Consider the following 18,755-nt stretch of genomic DNA (forward strand, 5'->3'; position numbering starts at 1 on the left):
ATCATTTCACCTCGAATTTATATCCAACACCCCATACAGTCGTTAATTTCCAATTAGGACCATCCCCTATTTTCTCTCTTAATCGCTTAATATGAACATCTACAGTTCTGCTGTCTCCCATATACTCATATCCCCAAACATTTTCCAGCAATTGATCTCTTGTGAAAACTTTATTTGGATGCGTACACAAAAAGTAAAAAAGCTCCAACTCTTTTGGCGTAAGATCAACATTCTCTCCTTTATATTTTACTTTGTACTCGCTTAGGCTTATGGAAAGGTCAGGATACGTCACACTGTCTCCATCATTCTCCTCATGTTCATACCTTCTTAAAACAGCCTTTACACGAGCAACTAATTCTTTCCCATCAAATGGTTTTACGATGTAATCATCAGCACCTATCTCAAGACCTAATACTTTATCAAATGTATCACCCTTTGCTGTAAGCATGATAATAGGAACATCTGTAAATTTTCTCACTTCTTTGCACAAAGTCATTCCATCAATGCCTGGAAGCATCAAGTCAAGTATAATAAGCAATGGGAGTTCCTCTTTGATTTTATTCAGTGCTGTCATACCGTCACCTATTCTTACTGTATCAAAGCCTTCTTTTTCAAGATATAAAGAAATTATCTCACATATATTTCTGTCATCATCAACTATATAAATTTTTCTGTTTTCACCCATATAGACACCCCTTATTAAATCTTAAAACTATTATACAAAATAGATTATGAAACCGCAATGACGGAAGGCATTTAGGTTACAAAAAAAGGCACATTCGTGCCTATACAAACAATTTACTAACAGACATACCTTCATATATGCGCATTATGGCTTCTGCCAACAATGGAGCCACAGTTCTTATTTTGATTTTGCTTATCTTTTTTTCTTCTGGTAGCGGAATCGTATCTGTTATTACCAATTCCTTGATAGGAGAATCAATTAACCTCTCTATCGCAGGGCCAGATAAAACACCATGTGTAGCACATGCATAAACCTCTTTTGCTCCATTATCAATGAGAGCCTGTGCACCTTGTTGCAATGTCCCAGCAGTATCAATTAGATCATCTACCAGTATCGCTATTTTTCCTCTGACATCACCTATCAGATTCATTATCTCTGCCACATTTGCCTTTGGCCTTCTTTTGTCTATTATAGCAATTGGAGCATTAAGCTTTTCTGCAAAATTTCTAGCCCTTACAACACTTCCATGGTCTGGTGATACTACAACAACGTCGCCACCAAGATCCTTTTCCATAAAATACTTTGCCAGTATTGGACCACCAAGAAGATGATCAACAGGTATATTAAAATAGCCTTGAATCTGCGCTGCATGAAGATCCATCGTAAGAACTCTATCAGCACCAGCAACTGTTATAAGATCAGCCACTAACTTAGCTGTTATCGGATCTCTAGGCTTTGACTTTCTATCCTGCCTAGCATACCCATAATAAGGAATAACTGCAGTGATTTCACCTGCCGATGCTCTTTTAAACGCATCTATCATTATAAGCAGCTCCATCAAGTTATCATTAACAGGCGAACATGTGGACTGAACCACAAATACATTTGCACCTCTTATGCTTTCCTTAATTCTAACGCTTATCTCACCATCACTAAAAGTCCCAACTTCCGAATCGCCTAATGTAAGGCCTAAATTTTCAGCAATCTCTTTTGCCAATACAGGATTTGAATTGCCACTAAAAATCTTTATAGCTCCTCCGTGTCTTACCACTCCTATAGTCCTCCTTTTTTTCTTCTTTCTTCTACCCAGCCTTCTTTATTTGTCTGGCGGCACCTTGCTATCGCAAGTGCACCATCTGGTACCTCATCGGTTATAGTCGATCCTGCAGCTATAAATGCATTATTGTTAACTTTGACAGGCGACACAAGATTTACATTGCATCCTACAAATACGTCATCACCTATAATCGTCTTATGTTTTTTCTTGCCGTCGTAATTTACAACTATAGAACCACATCCCATGTTTACACGCTTTCCAACCTCTGCATCACCTATATAAGTCAAATGCGGCACTTTCGTTCCTTCACCTATAACGGATTTTTTTATCTCGATGAAGTTGCCAAGTTTTGCATTATCGTGTATGACGCTTTCAGGTCTTATCTGAGCAAACGGTCCAAGTTTTATATTGTTATAAAGTTTTGATTCAGTAATCATAGAAAATATTATTCTGCATCCATTTCCTATCTCTGAATCAATAATGTATGAATTAGGACCGATTTCACAATCCTCACCAATGAAAGTCTTACCTTCTATGCGTGTACCAGGGTAAATTATTGTGTCCATGCCTATTACTACGTCAGGACCGATGTAGGTATTATCAGCATCAATTATAGTTACACCGTCTAACATAAGTCTTTTATTAATCCTTCTTCTCATCGCCTTTTCTGCCTCTTGAAGCTGCACTCTTGTATTAACTCCCATTATTTCTTCATTTGGAGCTGAATATGCACCTACTTTTCCGCCAAGTCTTATTACAATTTCTATGGCATCCGTCAGATAATACTCCCCTTGTGCATTGTTATTGTTTATATATTGAAGCGATTTCTTTAAATAGTCAGAATCAAAAATGTACATGCCGGAATTTATCTCATGGATGCCTTTTATCGCATCATCTGCATCTTTGTCTTCGACTATTTTTAAAACATTCCCATTTACATCCCTTACAATTCTTCCATACCCATCCGGAACATCAAAAAATGAAGACAATACAGTAATAGAATTTTGCTCTTTTAAATGAAAGTCATAGAATTTTTTCAATGTCTCTGACGTTATGAGTGGTGTATCACCAGTTAAAATCATAATATTACCTGTATCTGGCAACAAATCCTTCGACACCATGACAGCATGTCCTGTACCAAGCTGTTTTTCCTGATATGCATATTTTACACCGTCACCTAAGGCGCTTTTAACTTCTTCAGCACCATGTCCCAAAACAATAACTACATCTTTTGACCCAGCTTCTTTGGCACTTCTTACAACCCACTCCACCATAGGTCTTTCGCAAACTTTATGAAGGACTTTTGGATGTTTTGATTTCATCCTCTTTCCAAGTCCCGCAGCAAGTATAAGCGTATAAAAATTATCCATTGCGACACCTTCTACTATTTTCATTTATATTTTCTACACATTCCTATACTATTTTAACTATAATTTAAACAAAGTTCAACAAAAAAATAAAAAGGAGAAATCTCCTTTTTATTCCTGACCCTGTGGCTTGTCCTGCTCTTTCGCTTTCTCATACTCGCTAAGTATCGCAGTCTGTATCTTTGCTCTAGTCTCTGAATTTATTGGATGTGCAATATCTTTAAACTCTCCTTCGGGTGTCTTGCGGCTAGGCATAGCTATAAACAAACCATTCTGTCCCTCAATAACCTTTATATCATGAACAACAAATTCATTATCGAAGGTTACAGAAACCACAGCTCTCATCTTGCCTTCCTCATTTATCTTTCTCACCCTAACGTCTGTAATTTCCATAAGCTCACCACCTTCCTGCAAAATAAGCCAATAATATATGATATTTAGAAAGTACTTAAGAAAAATTTCTTACCTTAATATTATTCGCCATTAAATCAAAATTTCCTCCATCAAAATTTAAAATTTAGAAAAATTATGATAAAAAATTTCATTTTATGTCGTCTTAACTATTATTTCCATTTTTATGCATATTATACATAATCCAATCACTTATTTCCATCTTTATAATTTCTTTATCTTCATTCATCTCAACCAACGTAAATATAGAAAAATAATTCTTTACAACTTTAACTTCTGGCTCTTTTGTTGCAATCATTACACCCGCCCCCAATACTTCCGCATCAAACTCATTCATAAGCTCAATCATGCCTTTTATAGTACCTCCGGCTTTCATGAAATCATCTATTAAAACTACTTTTGAATTTCTCTCTAAGGATCTCCTAGAAAGGGACATGGCTTTTATCTGCTTTTGCGAACCTGATACATAGTTTATCGAAACTGACGATCCCTCAGTAACTCTATTGTCCTGTCTTATAATAACTAAAGGCACATTTAAAGCTCTTGCACACATCATAGCAATAGGTATACCTTTTGTCTCCACCGTCACAACAGCATCAACATCTTTTTCTTGGAATGGATACGAAAGAATTTCACCTATCTTATTTGCATATTGTGGCGAATATATAATATCAGCAGTATACAAAAAACCTCCCGGAATTATCCTCTTAGGGTCTTCAAGCTTTCTGCATATATCTATCATAAATTCATGAAATTTATCTATATTATTTATAGGAATATACTTAATTCCTCCGCCAGCTCCTGCAACTGTTTTTATATCACCTAAGCCGAACTTTTCTAATATACTTTTAAGTATATCTATATCTTCTGATGCAGTTGATTTTGCTACATTAAATAAGTCCATAAAATAATTTAAATTAAATAATTTATTGGGGTTTTCGGTCAGTATCTTAAGTATCACACTGATTCTTTCGTACCTTTTGTATGCATTCATCGAAAAACCTCCAAAGACAAACTTTTACTTAACATTATATTTTAAAGTTCACAAATTTGCAATATGTGTTATAATCTTTTTGTATAGTATTTTGTCTTTATAAAGTGACTGTTTTTTGGTAATAATAATAACAAAATTTGAAAGAGGTGTAATAAAAGTGGAAGTTAATATTGAAAATTTCAATAGAGTACATTTTATAGGCATTGGTGGAATTAGCATGAGCGGTCTTGCTCATATAATGCTAAATGCCGGCCACATCGTTACTGGTTCCGATATAAAAGATTCCTACATAATTCAAAAGTTGAAAAATGAAGGCGCAATCATAAATATCCCCCATAACGCTTCAAATGTGGATGGTGCTGATCTAGTTGTATACACAGCAGCAGTAAAAGAAGATAATCCCGAAATGATTAGAGCAAAGGAGCTTAACATCCCAACAATAGATAGGGCAACACTTCTTGGCGAGATAATGAAAAAATACAAATACGGTGTCGGTGTAGCTGGAAGCCACGGAAAAACCACCACAACATCATTGATTTCTGTATTGCTTGAAGAGATGAATTACGATCCTACAGTTTTAGTCGGCGGTGAAGTGGACATAATCGGTGGAAATGTCAGAGTAGGAAAATCAGATTATTTTGTGACTGAAGCATGTGAATATACAGACAGCTTTTTAAAATTTTATCCTTATATTGCTGTCATTTTAAATGTGGATTCAGATCATCTCGATTACTTTAAAAACATCGACAACATAAAGCAGTCATTTACACAGTTTGCAAACCTTGTGCCAAAAGATGGATATGTAGTAGCATGCGGTGATGATCCAAATACAATGAGCGTACTTAAAAATGTTGACCGGAATATTATAACATTTGGAATTGACAGCAACTGTACATGGAATGCAAAAAACATAAAATTTGATGAAAAGGGATTCCCTTCATTTGATGTGTATTACAATGGTACATTCATTCAAAATTTTGAGCTATCCATCGTAGGAAAGCACAACATATACAATGCATTAGCAACATTGGCTGTTTGTCATCTTTTGGGAGTAGATATAAAAAGTACTCCTTCGATAATCAAAAAATTTAAAGGTACACATAGAAGATTTGAATTCAAAGGCACTTTAGATGGTGCTATCATAATCGACGACTACGCACACCACCCAACAGAAATCAAAGCTACGCTGTCGTCTGCATTAAACTACCCTCACAACAGAATAATATGCGTATTTCAGCCACATACTTACTCACGTACTTATTCATTGCTGCAAGACTTTGCTACCTCATTTGACAATGCTGATATAACAATAATAACAGATATATATGCTGCAAGAGAAAAAGATATAGGTATTGTCAATGCTAAAGATTTGGCTAAGCTTATCAGGGATAGAGGAAATGAAACATATTACATCAAGGAATTTACCGATATCGTAGATTACTTGAGAAGTATAATTAAAAGTGGCGATCTGGTGATAACAATAGGAGCAGGTGATGTATACGAAGTAGGCAATATGCTTTTAAATTTTAATAAAAAAGCCGCAATTGGAGCATAAAAATAGGCCAAATGGCCTATTTATCTTTTTATGCAGGATTTTCTCTCAATCAACTTAACAGGTACAATTATGTGGTCTGCCATATAATCCTTGTTTTTAAGGATTTTAAGCAAAAGCTCCGCTGATTTCACTCCTAATTCAAACGTCGAAATATCTATTGTAGTCAACGGCGGATTAGCATAAGCAGAAAGCGGTATATTGTTAAACCCAATAAGAGATACATCCTGTGGTACCCTTAATCCATAATCTATGGCCGCTCTTATAACACCAAACGACATTATGTCATCTGTCACAACAACTGCCGTCGGCTTTTTTTGCTTCAAAATCCTCATCATTGCATTGTATCCACCATCTTCAGAAAACTCATCTTGAGCAACCAATTCTTTTACAAACGGTATATTATTCTCTTCCAGCGCTAATTTATAACCATCAAGTCTGTCTAAGCTTACTACGAATTCTAGCGAGCCGCTTATAAATGCTATCTCTTTATGACCGTGTTTTATAAGGTAATTTGTAGCAAGTCTTGATGCTCCAATATTGTCATTATCTACCCAACATACACCTTTAGAGTCTAAAGGCTTTCCTATTACAGTAAAAGGAAACTTTTCTTCTCTAAGCCAAGGTATAAGCTCATCTGTAGTCCTTGAACAGAGAAGAACAATCCCATCCACCTTTCTACCTTTAACCATATTTATGACAGCTTGCTTTTCTTCCTCTTCATTACCTGATGTCGATATAAGCAAATCGTATTTTTCATTGTGGGCAACGACGCTTATGCCTCTCATAACCTCTGGAAAAAAAGGGTTAGAAAATGCGTCTTCTGCAGAGCGAGGCATTATAAGCCCTATAGTATAAGTCATCTTACTGGCTAAACTCCTAGCAATAGCATTTGGATAATATCCCGGCTCTTCCATCGCTTTAAAGACCCTTTCCTTTGTCTCTTTGCTGATTCTGGGATTATCCGCAATAACCCTTGATACAGTCGAAGGTGCAACATGTGCTCTTTGCGCTACATCTTTTATTGTTACATTCATTTAAACACCACCTTAGTGAAACCGATTGCAACCAATTATATTTTATACCATTTTAAAATTGTTGTCAACTTATGAAAGCCTCAAAATGTAAATGCACTAGAAAATAAATTTAACAACCTTCATATAATATGAAGAACCTGATATTCCCAATAGCTCTAAAATTATCATAGCCAAAAAAATTAACAAAGATATTAAGATAGGCCATTGAAGTAGTATCCTTAAATCATCGCTTAATGTTGTAGTGCTGTGAATAATGTATGGATTTGTAGTCTTAATAAGCTTTTTAAGAAGTATATATAGAAACATTCCCGCAATTAGTGCTATAAATGCATATACAACGACAGATACAAATGGTATATTCATTTTTACCAGCGTTCCCGGCTTTGGACTTATTTCTTTTGATACATTATACGACACGTATTGTATTACTAATACAAGTGTATTATTTGTAAAATGTCCTAACACCGAAGCGTATATAGAATCAGTCCTGTGTACAAGAAATCCCAACAGACATCCTAAAAAGACAACACTTAAAAAATTCTGCACATTCAGGTGCAATACAGCAAACATTAAGCCTGATATTACTACAGCTTTTATAGACCCTCTCATTTCATAACTTCTTAATATAAGTCCTCTTGTAAGTATTTCTTCGCACAAAGCAGCGCTACCCGATACGATTAATATCTGCTTTATCAGCCCTCCAATATTACTTGCAGCACTTATTGGGGGAATCGGTATCTTGCCAAACTTGCTTAAAAAGTAATTTGTCAAAATGCTAAAAAAACTGGATACAAACATACCGCATATCATTATCAATATTATCAAAAATATATGCTTCGATTCGAGCTTATTAAATCTCAATACATATTTCAAATCGTATTTTTTAAAAAGCAAAAAAAGTACAACAGGCAGCAAAACGATACCAAACTCTGTTATGATAAGTCCTACGTACAATGATTTTCTTTGAACGTATGAACCTACAAAAACGAATAAAACTAATATTAGCAAATAGATCTTATTAGCATCTTTTTCAGACGGCCTCATACCAAAACTCCTTTTCATTTTGTCTACAATAGATTTTACCATACATATATTGAAAATGTAAGAATAAAAAAATCTATTTTTCACAAAATATTTTTGTAAAAATTATTGGAGGTGTCATTTATGAGCTTAATAAAATGGCGCGGCAGCGACATGTGGCCAGATTTTAATTTTGATTTTAATCTACCTGGATTGTCAAATATATTTGCACGCCCCAGAATAGATATTACAGAATCCGAAACTGAAATTACAGCGACAGCCGAATTGCCTGGTGTTGACAAAAAAGACATAGAAATAAGCGTTCACGACGATATACTTGAGATAAAGGGGCAGACTTCAAAAGAATCCGAAAGAAAGAATCAAAGCTACTATTTAAACGAAAGGTATTATGGTTCATTTGAAAGAAGAATAGGACTTCCCGCTGAAGTAGACTCAGAAAGGACAACTGCAAAATTTGAAAACGGCATATTGACCATCGTAATGCCAAAATTGCATCCAGATAAGCCAAAGGGTAGAAAAATAGATATACAATAAAAAATAAAGCCAGACACAGGACACCTGTGTTTGGCTATAATATTTTTTGTGGCAAAGAAAATATCTCAAACGCTGTTTGTTGTAAATAGCTTTTATAAAATTTTTAAACGAAATACCGATTGTATTGTATTTCATAATATTGTATAATCAATCTAAAGAACAACACTTGGAGGCATATCATGAAATTAGATCTAGATGATAAAATAATAGATTCAATTAAATTTATAGGTGAAAAATATAATGATATTGATAAAATAGTAATATATGGTTCAAGAGCAAGAGGAGATAATAGAAAGACCAGTGATATAGATATTGCCGTATATTGCAAAGATAACTACAATAAAGGCGCAATTTATTGCGATTTAGATGATATAAATACTCTATTGAAACTTGATATAGTCTTTATAAATGATAATACTGACAAAAAGTTATTAGATAATATTAACCGGGATGGTGTTATTGTATATGAAAAGCAATAATAAACTTGAAAATTTTATAAAAGCATTAGATAGATTAAAAGAAGGCTTGTTGCAATATGACGAGGAAGACGAACTTCAAAGGGATGGAATAATTCAAAGGTATGAATTTACTTTTGAACTTGCTTGGAAAACTTTAAAAGAAATCTTTGAAGATGAAGGCTTATTTGGATTAAATTCACCAAAAACCGTATTAAGAGAAGCATATTCTTCAGGGTTAATTGATGATGAAAAAATATGGCTTAATATGCTTGTAGACAGAAATGCCACATCACACATATATAGCCAAAGTAATGCAATAGAAATATGTAAAAGAATAAAAGAAATATATGTTGACAAATTAGAAGAGTTAAAAGATAAAATACTTGAGAGATTAAATCAAATATAAATATTTTGGATTCTACCGATTTGACAACATTATAAACTTCAAACCAACTTTTTGGAAGACTTCGAAATTCAGCACATTTTTGATGAAGCAGGCGCCAATATCACCCTTTTTTATCTCCTGATCCTTTATTAAACATGCTAAATGGTAATTCAGCTACCAGCCCAGAAGATATCCCTAAATAAAGTGAAGCCTGTTCTGGATAAAAGTAATCCAATACGCAAACCCTTCATCTCGCTTTTGAATTGTAATAATCTTTTAAATAATTCATTATATTATCACTTAATTTAACACTTATGAAAGTTATATTGTTACTTGAAGTTTTATCATATTTGGGGAACAGTGCATAGCCATTGTAAATATTAATATTTGTTATAATATATCCTTCTTTCAGCTTATTTTCATCCATCACATTTTTTATGAAGTAGGTGCCGATTTTCGGAACATCACCCTATAATATATTGCCACGTGTGTTTATAATTCTTGTGCTTATGGCTGTCATTACTATTTTTATGTCATTGTCTTATTCAAATATATTACATAACTTATTTAGATGGTTTTTGGCCTTGCAAATTTTTCCTCTCGTAATATATAACAAAATTACAATTAAATTTGTTACAGCTTTCTATAAATTTTTTTATTTTTTCTATAAAAATAGCTCCTTTAAGAGTTATTAATGTATAACTACACGTCTAACACAGCACAACGATGTTGTTATTTATAAAATTTTTTATCTGAATCTCTTATAGAGGTTTAGTTGATAAAATACGTGCTGAGCACCCCGTAGACATTAAGATTGTCAATATCAAAACTATCATTATTCTGAAATATTTATACATACTTAACCTCCATGAACACATGCAACATACAAAATTGTTTTGTAATTAATAACTTAGCATCGCTTTTTTCGAAAATGCTGGCACTACCTTTTAGTAAAAGCAAATAAAATTCCTAAAGCAGCAAATAAAATTAAATACATGGGCTTTAGAAAAATAAAATGAATGGACAAGATTCCGATTATATTCAAAAATATAAATATAGCATATAATATGAAGGCAATTATGATAGGATAATTAAGCATTTTCAATATTCTTTCAGATAAGTTAATTTTAAGTAAATAAATAAGTAGTATAGTAATAAAAGACGCCGTAAAAAAATAAAAAAATGGAATTGAAATATATTGATACACTATATCGAAAAATTGATTTATCGGTTTATAATATAATGTTTTCTCATAATATCTCATGTATACTAAACTCAGCAAAGCTATTAGAGCAAAAACTCCTTCATGTGACACTCTTCTTTGCATACTTTAAACCCTCCTTTTAATTATTTAAATACATTTATCGCAGGCAATATTTATGGAATAAAATGAAACTACGAGGAGTAAATTATCCATAATATATGCTTTATAGGTTAAATGTGAGCTTCATATTTTAAATATTTTTATGCCAAGTAATTCATATTTTCTTACTTTTAGTTTAGCAATCCTTTATTTTTCACTTAGATTTTTAAAAAAATTGTTTTGACAGATCGAAGTCATTATAATAAGCGCAATTGGAACACTCAGGATGAAAAGATTATCAATATACTATTATGACGGAAAAGCAATTTCCCTTATTACATAAATTATCGTTTTCCCAATAATTGTACGTTCTGGGTGTATAAAATAAATATAAATTTTATCAGGAATTTTAGGATTTGGCTTTTTTTGGCTGGAAAGTAATTTAAAGGTTACTCTGTTATTACTTCTTGCTGGATATCCAAAATAAGAATAACCTTGTTCATTATCGTTTGCTTTTTTTACTAAATAATCAAAATAATTCATAGCTGGTCCACCACCACTTTCTCCAAACATTGTTGTACCAACCCAATTGCCATTTTCATCATTCCACATTATTGCAACTATATCTTGTATATTTTTGTCTAACTGCTTTTTAGGTTGCCTCCACGACCATTCTATGTCTATTGTAGGCTCTATCGTGTCATGATTATATTTATAATTTAGGGTTAATCCAATATTCTTTGGTTCAATATTATTTTTAATCACGGTTTTATTAATGCTGCACCCAGATATAAATATAAATATTATTATAATTATAACATAAAAATATGTTATTTTTTTACAAGAATAAAACAATTACTCAACCCCCTATTTTGTTACTATAATATATATAAAATTACTAACAGTAGATTTAAAATAATATATGAAAATTATGTAACTTCTGCTATTTTAGTAGCAGAAGTTACATAATTATTTATCTTGACCATGTATATGGGAGGCTCGTTCCTTGCCAATAATTATTTCCTGTTCCAAATGAAAAACTAAGTCCACTACTGCTAATAGAAACTGATTGTAATTGAGTTGTATTCCAATCATGTCCTAATGTTGTCTTTAAATATGTGGATCCCGTTCCACTAACAGATATCCATACTACAAGTGTTCCAGAATCCCAATTATAGTTATATAACCCAGGAACATTATCGTACCAACATTTATCTTGTGATTTAAATGCAACGCCATATTGATTCCAATTCCATGGCGTACTTGTTTTGTACTGACTTAAATTATAATCATATGTAACCAAATACATATTGCTTCGCAAAGTTATTCCCGCCGGGTTTCCAATCCATAACCCTATACCATCTAATCCTCCTACACTACCAGGTGCATTAAAATCATACCTCCAATATGGAATGCCTCCACTATCTCTTTTCCATTTAAAACTCGCATTTAATACGTAAAGCCCTGTCGCAGGATCATAATATACAGATGGTTCATATATATTTACCTCGTCACTAACAGAATCCTCAATAATACCTGCTGGATTAATTATATCAAAACCTTGGCTCTTTAAATATTTATCAATATTTTCTAAATTATTTGTTTTTGATTTTCCATAAGCATCAAATATTCCCTTACTTATATCACTGGTTCTTTCTTTTATTTGATTTTCATCTGTTATCCAAGGCTTTACGAAGTGCTCACTTGTAAATTCGAATTTTACTCCGTTTTCTTTATTAATAAAAGTTTGTACTTCATCAGCCTTCGCTGAAATTCCAATTGATAAAGCTAACATTGTACTGATTATACACATAATTAACATGCGTCTTTTTAACATTTTCTTTTACTCTCCCTTTTATAGTTAGTACTACTATTTCGGTACCAAAACAGTATCACTAACTACATTTTTATTAAACATCGAATGGCCATTCGTTTGTTTGACTACATTATAACTCCAAGTCCAACATTTGGGAAGTTCCGAAATTCGGCACATTTTTTATGAATTAGGTGCCGAATTCCGGCACATCATTCTATAATATATTGCCATGTGTGTCTATAATACCTAAGTTTATGGCTGTCATTATTATTTTTATGTCATTGTCTGCGTCAAATAGTATGCCTAATTTATTTAGATGGTTTCTCAAGGTTCTGTCAGATATGCCTACTTCGTCCATTACTGCTTTCCTTACTCCGTTTCGGACCAATGATGATAGGATAAGCTTATCAGTATCATCGATCTCTCCTCCTATGAAAGACATATTTTCACTTCTACATGATATACATTTTTCAAGGTAAATTGCTATGTTTTTTAGAGTAAAGCTCTGCTCTTTTATGCTGGGAATCTTTATTGCATCATCGTTCATCAATATCACTCCATCATTTTACTTTTCAGTTAATCGCAATATCCTCTTTTAATACCAATGTGCATCGCTTGTATAGTTGGCTTGCTCTAATTGAACTCCATTTCTATAGACTGTACCTTTCGTGACAAGCCTGTAATAATACCCTTCTTCTACATACCATATTTCACTTATGGAGCAGCTAATATCTATCGATGTGTTTGACCAGCTTTTGATTGTCACCCAGTTTCCGTTCTTGTACTGTTGAAGATACGCATCAATTCTGATTTTGTCGACGCTGAAAGCATATAATACGCTGTCGACAGTTGATTTTCCCATTGATGATATGTCGAATGTGTTAGTAAACTGGGATATGGCTATCCAATTAGGCGTTATTGGACTTGTCACTAATTTTTTTGAAATGCCGTCATCCGCAAAACCAGTAGTTGAAAGTGATGTCATCATTATTATTGTCAGCACAAAAATAGACAAGAATTTTTTAAACACACTATCACCTCACAAATTTTTTCCCTTCATAAATATAAGACAAATTAAAATGGATTTCGTTACAGTTTTTTATAAAATTTTTTATCAATTTCAGTATATAAAAATTCATTCGAATATTGTCAATTTAGGAACGAAAAAGCATTTTTAGCTCTTAATTTTCCCCAACATAATATAAAAAATTAAGGACAGAGCATTTTCTATCCTTATTTTGTAAGTTACATTTGTCAACAGCCTATTATAGATATGCACTATATCTAATTACCTTGAGCAGCATCTACTGTTATAATACCATCCTTAAAATCGACTTTATATCCAAATGTTTCACTTATAACCCTTAGGTGTATAACAGCTTCAGAATCCAAATAAAAGATTTTGCCCAATATATTGAAAAGAGCAAAGTTCCACCTTTGCTGAATTAGATACCGAGACTATTCTAAATTATTACAATCAGAGATTGCCTATGGAAATATTCTTTAGGCATACAAAAAATAATCTTGGACTAAATATGTATCAAGTACGCTCAACAAAATCAATAGATGATTATTATGGCTTATATCATTGATATACCTGTATCTTAAGCTTCAGGCGATGAATATTGCAAATTTAGGCAAGGAATAAAAATAGTTTGTAAAGAGGTACAAAAACAGCTTATTCAATGGATATATGAACAAGCTAATAACAACACTGTATCTATTGATGCAATTTTTGAACAACTACAATTAGCATAGGCGTAGTGTATCTGTTTGATGGTAATATTTGCTATCAATTTTTCTCATCTATAGTTGAAAACAAAAAAGTAACAAGCGAAAATGAAGATACTGCAGATTTTGATGTAAAACCTAACACCACAGTAATATCCTTTAATGATATTGTTGATTAAAAAAGAGGTTTTTTAAATGTTTACTCAATATTTTGGAATGAAATTTAATCCATTCTCTAAAGAGATAAATGCAAACGACCTTTATATAAGCGAAGACATTACTGAATTAAATGCAAGGTTAAAATATTTACAAGAAACAAGAGGCATAGGACTTATCATTGGAGAAGCCGGTTCAGGTAAATCTACAGCATTAAGAAAATATACTGAAAATCTCAACCGTTCAATGTTTAAAGTATGCTACTTTGCTCTATCTACACTAACTGTTAGGGAGTTTTATCAAGCACTAGCTATGATTTTAGGCGAAACACCTGCATACAAAAAAGTAACACTATTTAGTCAAATACAAAAAGCAATAACAGAACTTTACTATGGCCAGAAGATAACTCCTGTCATAATATTAGATGAAATACAACTGGTTTCTAATGACGTTCTTGAAGATTTGAGAATAATATTTAACTTTAATATGGACTCTCAAAACCCATATATATTGATACTTTCAGGACAACCGCACATAAGGAACAAACTAGCCTTGAATGTAAATAGTGCATTAAGGCAAAGAATTGCCATAAAGTATGTGATGCAAGGGCTAAAAAAAGAAGAAATTCAAGACTACATAAAAACAAGAATGAAAATAGCCGGTGTGATAGATGATATATTTACACCACCGGCATATAAAGCAATATATTCTCTAACGAAAGGACTCCCAAGATTGATAAATAACCTGGTAACAGCTTCTTTACTCTATGCATATTCTAAAAGACTAAGAGAAATAGATGAAGAAGTAATATACCAGGCACAAAATGAAATCAGTTTGTGAGAATAGTAACTTTTACTGCTCTCGTTTTTTATTATATATCAAATACTCTAAATTTCAATAACAAATCTTGACAAATCTTAGTGGTAATGCTCTTAAAAAGTGAAAAAATTTTTTAATCATGCTATAGTAATTTGAGAAAAAATATTTTTATGGCTGTAAAAAGTGCCATCATAATTTGAGAATTTTGGGAAAGCTAATTTGAAAATTGACAAGGTATCACATCTACACGATATTTACGTCTTAGTATTGATGGTATACCCTCTACTCCATTTCTTATCTTTTGAAGTACACTGTATTTTTCTGTTGACATCTTTTTTAAATAGCTTGCTCTTTGTATTGTTTTTGCTGTTATCAATACATACGCTGATTTCTTTTGCAGCTTCGCTCCACATTTTTCTCTTAGTGGACAATGTTCACATGTTTTTTTATTGAAGGATGCTCTATATAATCCTGTTTTTTCATAGTATCTTGTTTTGTATGGTTTTTCTCCTCTTGGGCATTTGATTATTTCATGGGTTGTTTCATCTATTTTAAATTCGCTTTGTATTTCATCTGGTAATTTTCCTATAAGGGCTGTTGTTATTAGTTCGATATTGTTTTTATCTGCAAGTTCTATGTTTTCAGTGCTGCTGTAAGCTCCATCTGCTATTATTGTTATTTCTTTTTCTTGTTTCCCAAGCTTTTCTATCGTTTCTTTGCAAAAGCTGCTATCGCTGTGTGTGTTTACATCATAGTCATAGCTGGTTATTATGGATCCTTTTTCGTCTATTGTTTCTACTATGTTAGCTACATAGCCTTTATGGTCTTTTCCTGCTTTTTTGCGATATGTTGCATCTGGAGCGCTTGGGTTTTGGAGACTATCAGGGCTTATTTTTTCTTTTTCTACTGGTACTATCTTGCCTTCTTCTGTTATTTCTGTTTGTTCTTTTAGTACACGCTGTAATAGCTGATATTCTGGTAATTCAGCGTATGCTTCTCCTAATTCTTTTGTTAGTGCATAGGCATCTTCAATTATTTCTTGAAGTCTTTTTGTTATTTCTTCGTTTTTTCTATGATAGATTGTTTTGTTTCTGTCGTCTTCGTCTAGGTAATGCTCCATGTTTTTGAGATGTTCATATTCTCCTGTTTTGTATACTGCTTTGACCATATTTGCTACGCATGTGTATAGTATTTCTAATCTGGACATTTTTTTGCAACTGGATGATACCATGATGCTGTCCATTCTTTTTACTGATGGATTTATATTAAAGTATTTTACAAATACGTTTGCCATGGCTTCCATTTCTTCATGAAGAAGGTCTCTTCCTGTTTCCAGATTGTAAAGATATAGCCTTTCACGAAAACGGCTAAAAGTCCTATCGCTGAAAGGTTGGCTTTTGAAGCTTGTAGTGTGAAGAGCGTATTGGAAACGAACATCACATAAGATGCTTGCTAATAGTTCATCATCTGTAAGATTAAACATTTCTTTTAGTATTAGAGCTCCGATTATTGCGTTTACAGGACTATTTGGACGTGAAGCTGGATTGTCACTGTACAATACGGAAAAGCGTTTTTCATTGATTGCTGGAAATATGATTTCAGCAAAACCTTTTGCCCATGAGTTTAAAACAAACTTTCTTGTCCTTTCATCCAAGTTTAAGAATCTATCCTCCATTGTGATTTGTTGATATTCGTTTGATTTGAATGCCATGGCTATGTATCGCTCCTTCTATTTCTTTTTGTTTATATTTCTATTTTACCATATTTTTAGTTTATCATGGATGAAAAATACTTTTGACACCTTAATCAATGTTTATATTCACTAATTTAGTTTATTATTACTTTTTTATTAAACGAAATTATTATTTGTTGCTAATATCAAAAATAGCCCACCCTTTATACTGCTTGCCTTTTATTTTGCAACATTAAGGGCAGGCTACTCACCAACAATCAATTTTTAGGGGGCTGTTTAACAAAAAAAGCAAAAACCGTATCAGCTACTAATTTCTCCATTACCAGCAACATAATCATTTGAAAGTATGGGAATGAGCATATTCTCGTTTCTTTCAAATAGGATTCCAGTCCAAACACTGAAATACCGATACTAAACATAAGGATTAACTGGATTACATTAAACATCCTCTTATTCATTTTATATCTCAAAAGATTAAAAGCACTGGAAGCACTAATACCCACTGTTTCATTATGAAAAGCTACATATACTGACAAGCAAATGACTGAAATCAAAATAGAATTTGGAATTTTATACTTAAAGCTTGCAAAAAATAGCGTTATAAGTAAAACAGTATACAATGTTAGAAAAATCTTATACTTCAACATCTTATGATTTAGCATTGTTCTTCACCATTTTCATTATTAATATGCCACATCAATCCATCCATTATTAGGTGCAGCATCACGAGAATCGATATAATTAGCTATTGCATCTCCGGGGTCTATAGCAGCTTGAATAATAGTGGTTGTTATATTATAAGTCAGTGACAACACCAAACTTTTTTCCATTCCCCACCTAATTAGTGTATTTACAATTTTACTTACAACTTGCTGTTCAATAATGCTTCTGGCTTCATTATAACCATATTTTGCAATTAGCGTACGAATACTAGCTTCTACGCTCCCTCCTCCATAAAACGATAGCACCACCCAAATTACAGCATTAAAAATTGCACCTGCCGTTCCAACACTTATTATGTGGTGAATGGAACTTCCGGAAGTAGCCATGGAATATCCAGAAGTAGTTACATAACCAGATATTGTTCTTTCCGGTTCATTTTGATTGTCTTTATCTGCCAATATATCTTCTACAATTTTAATGTTTTCGGTAGTATTAAAAGATTTTCCACCGCTTTTAATTAACGCTGCTTGAACAACGGAATCGTAATATTTGCGTTCAGCAACAGTCATTTTAGACACATCGAAATTCTTGTTCAAAATACTCTTCTGAAGTGATTCGTAATTTGATGTCAAATCTTTTGAAATAGCTGTAGAAGCAAAAACAGAACTCAAACTTAAAACCGAAAGAAGTGCTAAAACCAAAAGAAATGAAATAATTTTTTGAAACATTTACCAACATCTCCCTTTATATTATTGAGTATTCTCGGCAACTTCTGTTGCCTGATATAACTGAATTTCAGGAGACATATTTTAAATTTATCCCCCAAAATTTCATTCTGAAATCACTTTTCGATTTCCAATTCATTTACATCTTTATTTGCATTGTAAGAATTTTTCTTTGTTTTTTCCCTTCTTTTAACATATTTGATTGCATTCTATCTTGACTTTTTTAATCGCCACAATAATCGAAATGGATGGTATTTTTACCATACTACTTGTTATTGAGGTGATTTTATGTTGGGCGCATGGCGTTCGCATTCTGATTATCAGTCTT

General features: G+C 32.7%; 20 protein-coding genes. 5 read left to right on the forward strand and 15 right to left on the reverse strand.

The genetic code is table 11. The features are described 5' to 3' along the window. Position 1: 1 nt before the first annotated feature. The 5 genes from J2Z80_RS09155 to purR form a co-directional block, all read right to left on the reverse strand. Positions 2 to 685, reverse strand: a complete 684-nt coding sequence (locus J2Z80_RS09155) for a response regulator transcription factor (RefSeq protein ID WP_209454117.1) — start codon at positions 683 to 685, stop codon at positions 2 to 4. Between the two features lie 100 nt (positions 686 to 785). Next, positions 786 to 1,736 (reverse strand): ribose-phosphate diphosphokinase, encoded by a 951-nt coding sequence (locus tag J2Z80_RS09160; protein WP_209454118.1) that lies wholly within the window; start codon positions 1,734 to 1,736, stop codon positions 786 to 788. A 2-nt stretch (positions 1,737 to 1,738) separates the two neighbouring features. Next, a complete protein-coding gene (gene glmU, locus J2Z80_RS09165) occupies positions 1,739 to 3,112 on the reverse strand; it encodes a bifunctional UDP-N-acetylglucosamine diphosphorylase/glucosamine-1-phosphate N-acetyltransferase GlmU (protein WP_209454137.1) in 1,374 nt (457 codons plus the stop codon). Positions 3,113 to 3,220: 108 nt separating this feature from the next. Next, entirely contained in the window at positions 3,221 to 3,502 is a 282-nt protein-coding gene (gene spoVG / locus J2Z80_RS09170; RefSeq protein WP_013296747.1) for a septation regulator SpoVG, read from the reverse strand. 163 nt (positions 3,503 to 3,665) lie between these two features. Then, positions 3,666 to 4,514: a pur operon repressor gene (gene purR / locus J2Z80_RS09175; protein WP_209454119.1), complete on the reverse strand. Its 849-nt coding sequence runs from the start codon at positions 4,512 to 4,514 to the stop codon at positions 3,666 to 3,668. A 157-nt stretch (positions 4,515 to 4,671) separates the two neighbouring features. Here purR and murC point away from each other — a divergent pair, with 157 nt between their 5' ends. After that, a complete protein-coding gene (murC, locus tag J2Z80_RS09180) occupies positions 4,672 to 6,069 on the forward strand; it encodes a UDP-N-acetylmuramate--L-alanine ligase (protein ID WP_209454120.1) in 1,398 nt (465 codons plus the stop codon). Positions 6,070 to 6,089: 20 nt separating this feature from the next. Here the strand turns inward: murC and J2Z80_RS09185 are convergent, their stop codons facing one another. Next, positions 6,090 to 7,103: a LacI family DNA-binding transcriptional regulator gene (locus tag J2Z80_RS09185; RefSeq protein ID WP_209454121.1), complete on the reverse strand. Its 1,014-nt coding sequence runs from the start codon at positions 7,101 to 7,103 to the stop codon at positions 6,090 to 6,092. Between the two features lie 96 nt (positions 7,104 to 7,199). Continuing rightward, on the reverse strand, positions 7,200 to 8,147 hold the full coding sequence (locus J2Z80_RS09190; RefSeq protein WP_209454122.1) for a CPBP family intramembrane glutamic endopeptidase: 948 nt from the start codon (positions 8,145 to 8,147) through the stop codon (positions 7,200 to 7,202). 120 nt (positions 8,148 to 8,267) lie between these two features. On the opposite strand from J2Z80_RS09190, the gene J2Z80_RS09195 reads away from it, so the two are divergent. From J2Z80_RS09195 to J2Z80_RS09205, 3 genes are all read left to right on the forward strand, one after another. Then, positions 8,268 to 8,678 carry an Hsp20/alpha crystallin family protein gene (locus J2Z80_RS09195; RefSeq protein WP_209454123.1) on the forward strand — a complete coding sequence of 137 codons (411 nt, stop codon included), beginning with the start codon at positions 8,268 to 8,270 and terminating at the stop codon, positions 8,676 to 8,678. A gap of 179 nt (positions 8,679 to 8,857) precedes the next feature. Further along, the gene (locus J2Z80_RS09200; RefSeq protein ID WP_209454124.1) at positions 8,858 to 9,157 is read left to right on the forward strand and encodes a nucleotidyltransferase domain-containing protein; all 300 of its coding nucleotides are present in this window, start codon (positions 8,858 to 8,860) and stop codon (positions 9,155 to 9,157) included. Beyond that, entirely contained in the window at positions 9,144 to 9,542 is a 399-nt protein-coding gene (locus tag J2Z80_RS09205) for a nucleotidyltransferase substrate binding protein (RefSeq protein WP_209454125.1), read from the forward strand. Before J2Z80_RS09200 ends, J2Z80_RS09205 begins: the two co-directional genes overlap by 14 nt. A gap of 226 nt (positions 9,543 to 9,768) precedes the next feature. Here the strand turns inward: J2Z80_RS09205 and J2Z80_RS09210 are convergent, their stop codons facing one another. From J2Z80_RS09210 to J2Z80_RS15185, 6 genes are all read right to left on the reverse strand, one after another. Beyond that, on the reverse strand, positions 9,769 to 9,948 hold the full coding sequence (locus tag J2Z80_RS09210; RefSeq protein WP_209454126.1) for a hypothetical protein: 180 nt from the start codon (positions 9,946 to 9,948) through the stop codon (positions 9,769 to 9,771). A 1,185-nt stretch (positions 9,949 to 11,133) separates the two neighbouring features. Beyond that, positions 11,134 to 11,679, reverse strand: a complete 546-nt coding sequence (locus J2Z80_RS09215; protein ID WP_209454127.1) for a hypothetical protein — start codon at positions 11,677 to 11,679, stop codon at positions 11,134 to 11,136. 118 nt (positions 11,680 to 11,797) lie between these two features. Continuing rightward, the gene (locus J2Z80_RS09220) at positions 11,798 to 12,661 is read right to left on the reverse strand and encodes a hypothetical protein (RefSeq protein WP_209454128.1); all 864 of its coding nucleotides are present in this window, start codon (positions 12,659 to 12,661) and stop codon (positions 11,798 to 11,800) included. Between the two features lie 193 nt (positions 12,662 to 12,854). Continuing rightward, on the reverse strand, positions 12,855 to 13,187 hold the full coding sequence (locus J2Z80_RS09225) for a hypothetical protein (RefSeq protein WP_245301248.1): 333 nt from the start codon (positions 13,185 to 13,187) through the stop codon (positions 12,855 to 12,857). A 48-nt stretch (positions 13,188 to 13,235) separates the two neighbouring features. Next, positions 13,236 to 13,670, reverse strand: a complete 435-nt coding sequence (locus tag J2Z80_RS09230) for a hypothetical protein (RefSeq protein ID WP_209454129.1) — start codon at positions 13,668 to 13,670, stop codon at positions 13,236 to 13,238. A gap of 254 nt (positions 13,671 to 13,924) precedes the next feature. Then, positions 13,925 to 14,050, reverse strand: a complete 126-nt coding sequence (locus J2Z80_RS15185) for a hypothetical protein (protein WP_280953182.1) — start codon at positions 14,048 to 14,050, stop codon at positions 13,925 to 13,927. A gap of 516 nt (positions 14,051 to 14,566) precedes the next feature. Here J2Z80_RS15185 and J2Z80_RS09235 point away from each other — a divergent pair. Continuing rightward, a complete protein-coding gene (locus tag J2Z80_RS09235) occupies positions 14,567 to 15,367 on the forward strand; it encodes an ExeA family protein (RefSeq protein WP_209454130.1) in 801 nt (266 codons plus the stop codon). 193 nt (positions 15,368 to 15,560) lie between these two features. On the opposite strand, the gene J2Z80_RS09240 is transcribed toward J2Z80_RS09235, so the two are convergent. Together J2Z80_RS09240 and J2Z80_RS09245 are read right to left on the reverse strand one after the other, a co-directional pair. After that, on the reverse strand, positions 15,561 to 17,057 hold the full coding sequence (locus J2Z80_RS09240; protein WP_245301249.1) for a transposase: 1,497 nt from the start codon (positions 17,055 to 17,057) through the stop codon (positions 15,561 to 15,563). A gap of 665 nt (positions 17,058 to 17,722) precedes the next feature. Further along, positions 17,723 to 18,403, reverse strand: coding sequence for a hypothetical protein (locus J2Z80_RS09245; protein ID WP_209454131.1), 681 nt, complete (start codon positions 18,401 to 18,403; stop codon positions 17,723 to 17,725). Positions 18,404 to 18,755: the final 352 nt, after the last annotated feature.

The sequence above is a fragment of the Thermoanaerobacterium butyriciformans genome (genome assembly GCF_017874545.1).
Taxonomy (GTDB): domain Bacteria; phylum Bacillota; class Thermoanaerobacteria; order Thermoanaerobacterales; family Thermoanaerobacteraceae; genus Thermoanaerobacterium; species Thermoanaerobacterium butyriciformans.

What these genes read in the sequence shown, in the direction of transcription:
- J2Z80_RS09155 (WP_209454117.1), bottom strand. Translation starts at nt 685, where the DNA reads ATGGGTGAAAACAGAAAAATTTATATAGTTGATGATGACAGAAATATA.
- glmU (WP_209454137.1), bottom strand. Translation starts at nt 3,112, where the DNA reads ATGGATAATTTTTATACGCTTATACTTGCTGCGGGACTTGGAAAGAGG.
- spoVG (WP_013296747.1), bottom strand. Translation starts at nt 3,502, where the DNA reads ATGGAAATTACAGACGTTAGGGTGAGAAAGATAAATGAGGAAGGCAAG.
- purR (WP_209454119.1), bottom strand. Translation starts at nt 4,514, where the DNA reads ATGAATGCATACAAAAGGTACGAAAGAATCAGTGTGATACTTAAGATA.
- J2Z80_RS09185 (WP_209454121.1), bottom strand. Translation starts at nt 7,103, where the DNA reads ATGAATGTAACAATAAAAGATGTAGCGCAAAGAGCACATGTTGCACCT.
- J2Z80_RS09190 (WP_209454122.1), bottom strand. Translation starts at nt 8,147, where the DNA reads ATGAGGCCGTCTGAAAAAGATGCTAATAAGATCTATTTGCTAATATTA.
- J2Z80_RS09195 (WP_209454123.1), top strand. Translation starts at nt 8,268, where the DNA reads ATGAGCTTAATAAAATGGCGCGGCAGCGACATGTGGCCAGATTTTAAT.
- J2Z80_RS09200 (WP_209454124.1), top strand. Translation starts at nt 8,858, where the DNA reads ATGAAATTAGATCTAGATGATAAAATAATAGATTCAATTAAATTTATA.
- J2Z80_RS09205 (WP_209454125.1), top strand. Translation starts at nt 9,144, where the DNA reads ATGAAAAGCAATAATAAACTTGAAAATTTTATAAAAGCATTAGATAGA.
- J2Z80_RS09210 (WP_209454126.1), bottom strand. Translation starts at nt 9,948, where the DNA reads ATGGATGAAAATAAGCTGAAAGAAGGATATATTATAACAAATATTAAT.
- J2Z80_RS09220 (WP_209454128.1), bottom strand. Translation starts at nt 12,661, where the DNA reads ATGTTAAAAAGACGCATGTTAATTATGTGTATAATCAGTACAATGTTA.
- J2Z80_RS09225 (WP_245301248.1), bottom strand. Translation starts at nt 13,187, where the DNA reads ATGAACGATGATGCAATAAAGATTCCCAGCATAAAAGAGCAGAGCTTT.
- J2Z80_RS09235 (WP_209454130.1), top strand. Translation starts at nt 14,567, where the DNA reads ATGTTTACTCAATATTTTGGAATGAAATTTAATCCATTCTCTAAAGAG.
- J2Z80_RS09240 (WP_245301249.1), bottom strand. Translation starts at nt 17,057, where the DNA reads ATGGCATTCAAATCAAACGAATATCAACAAATCACAATGGAGGATAGA.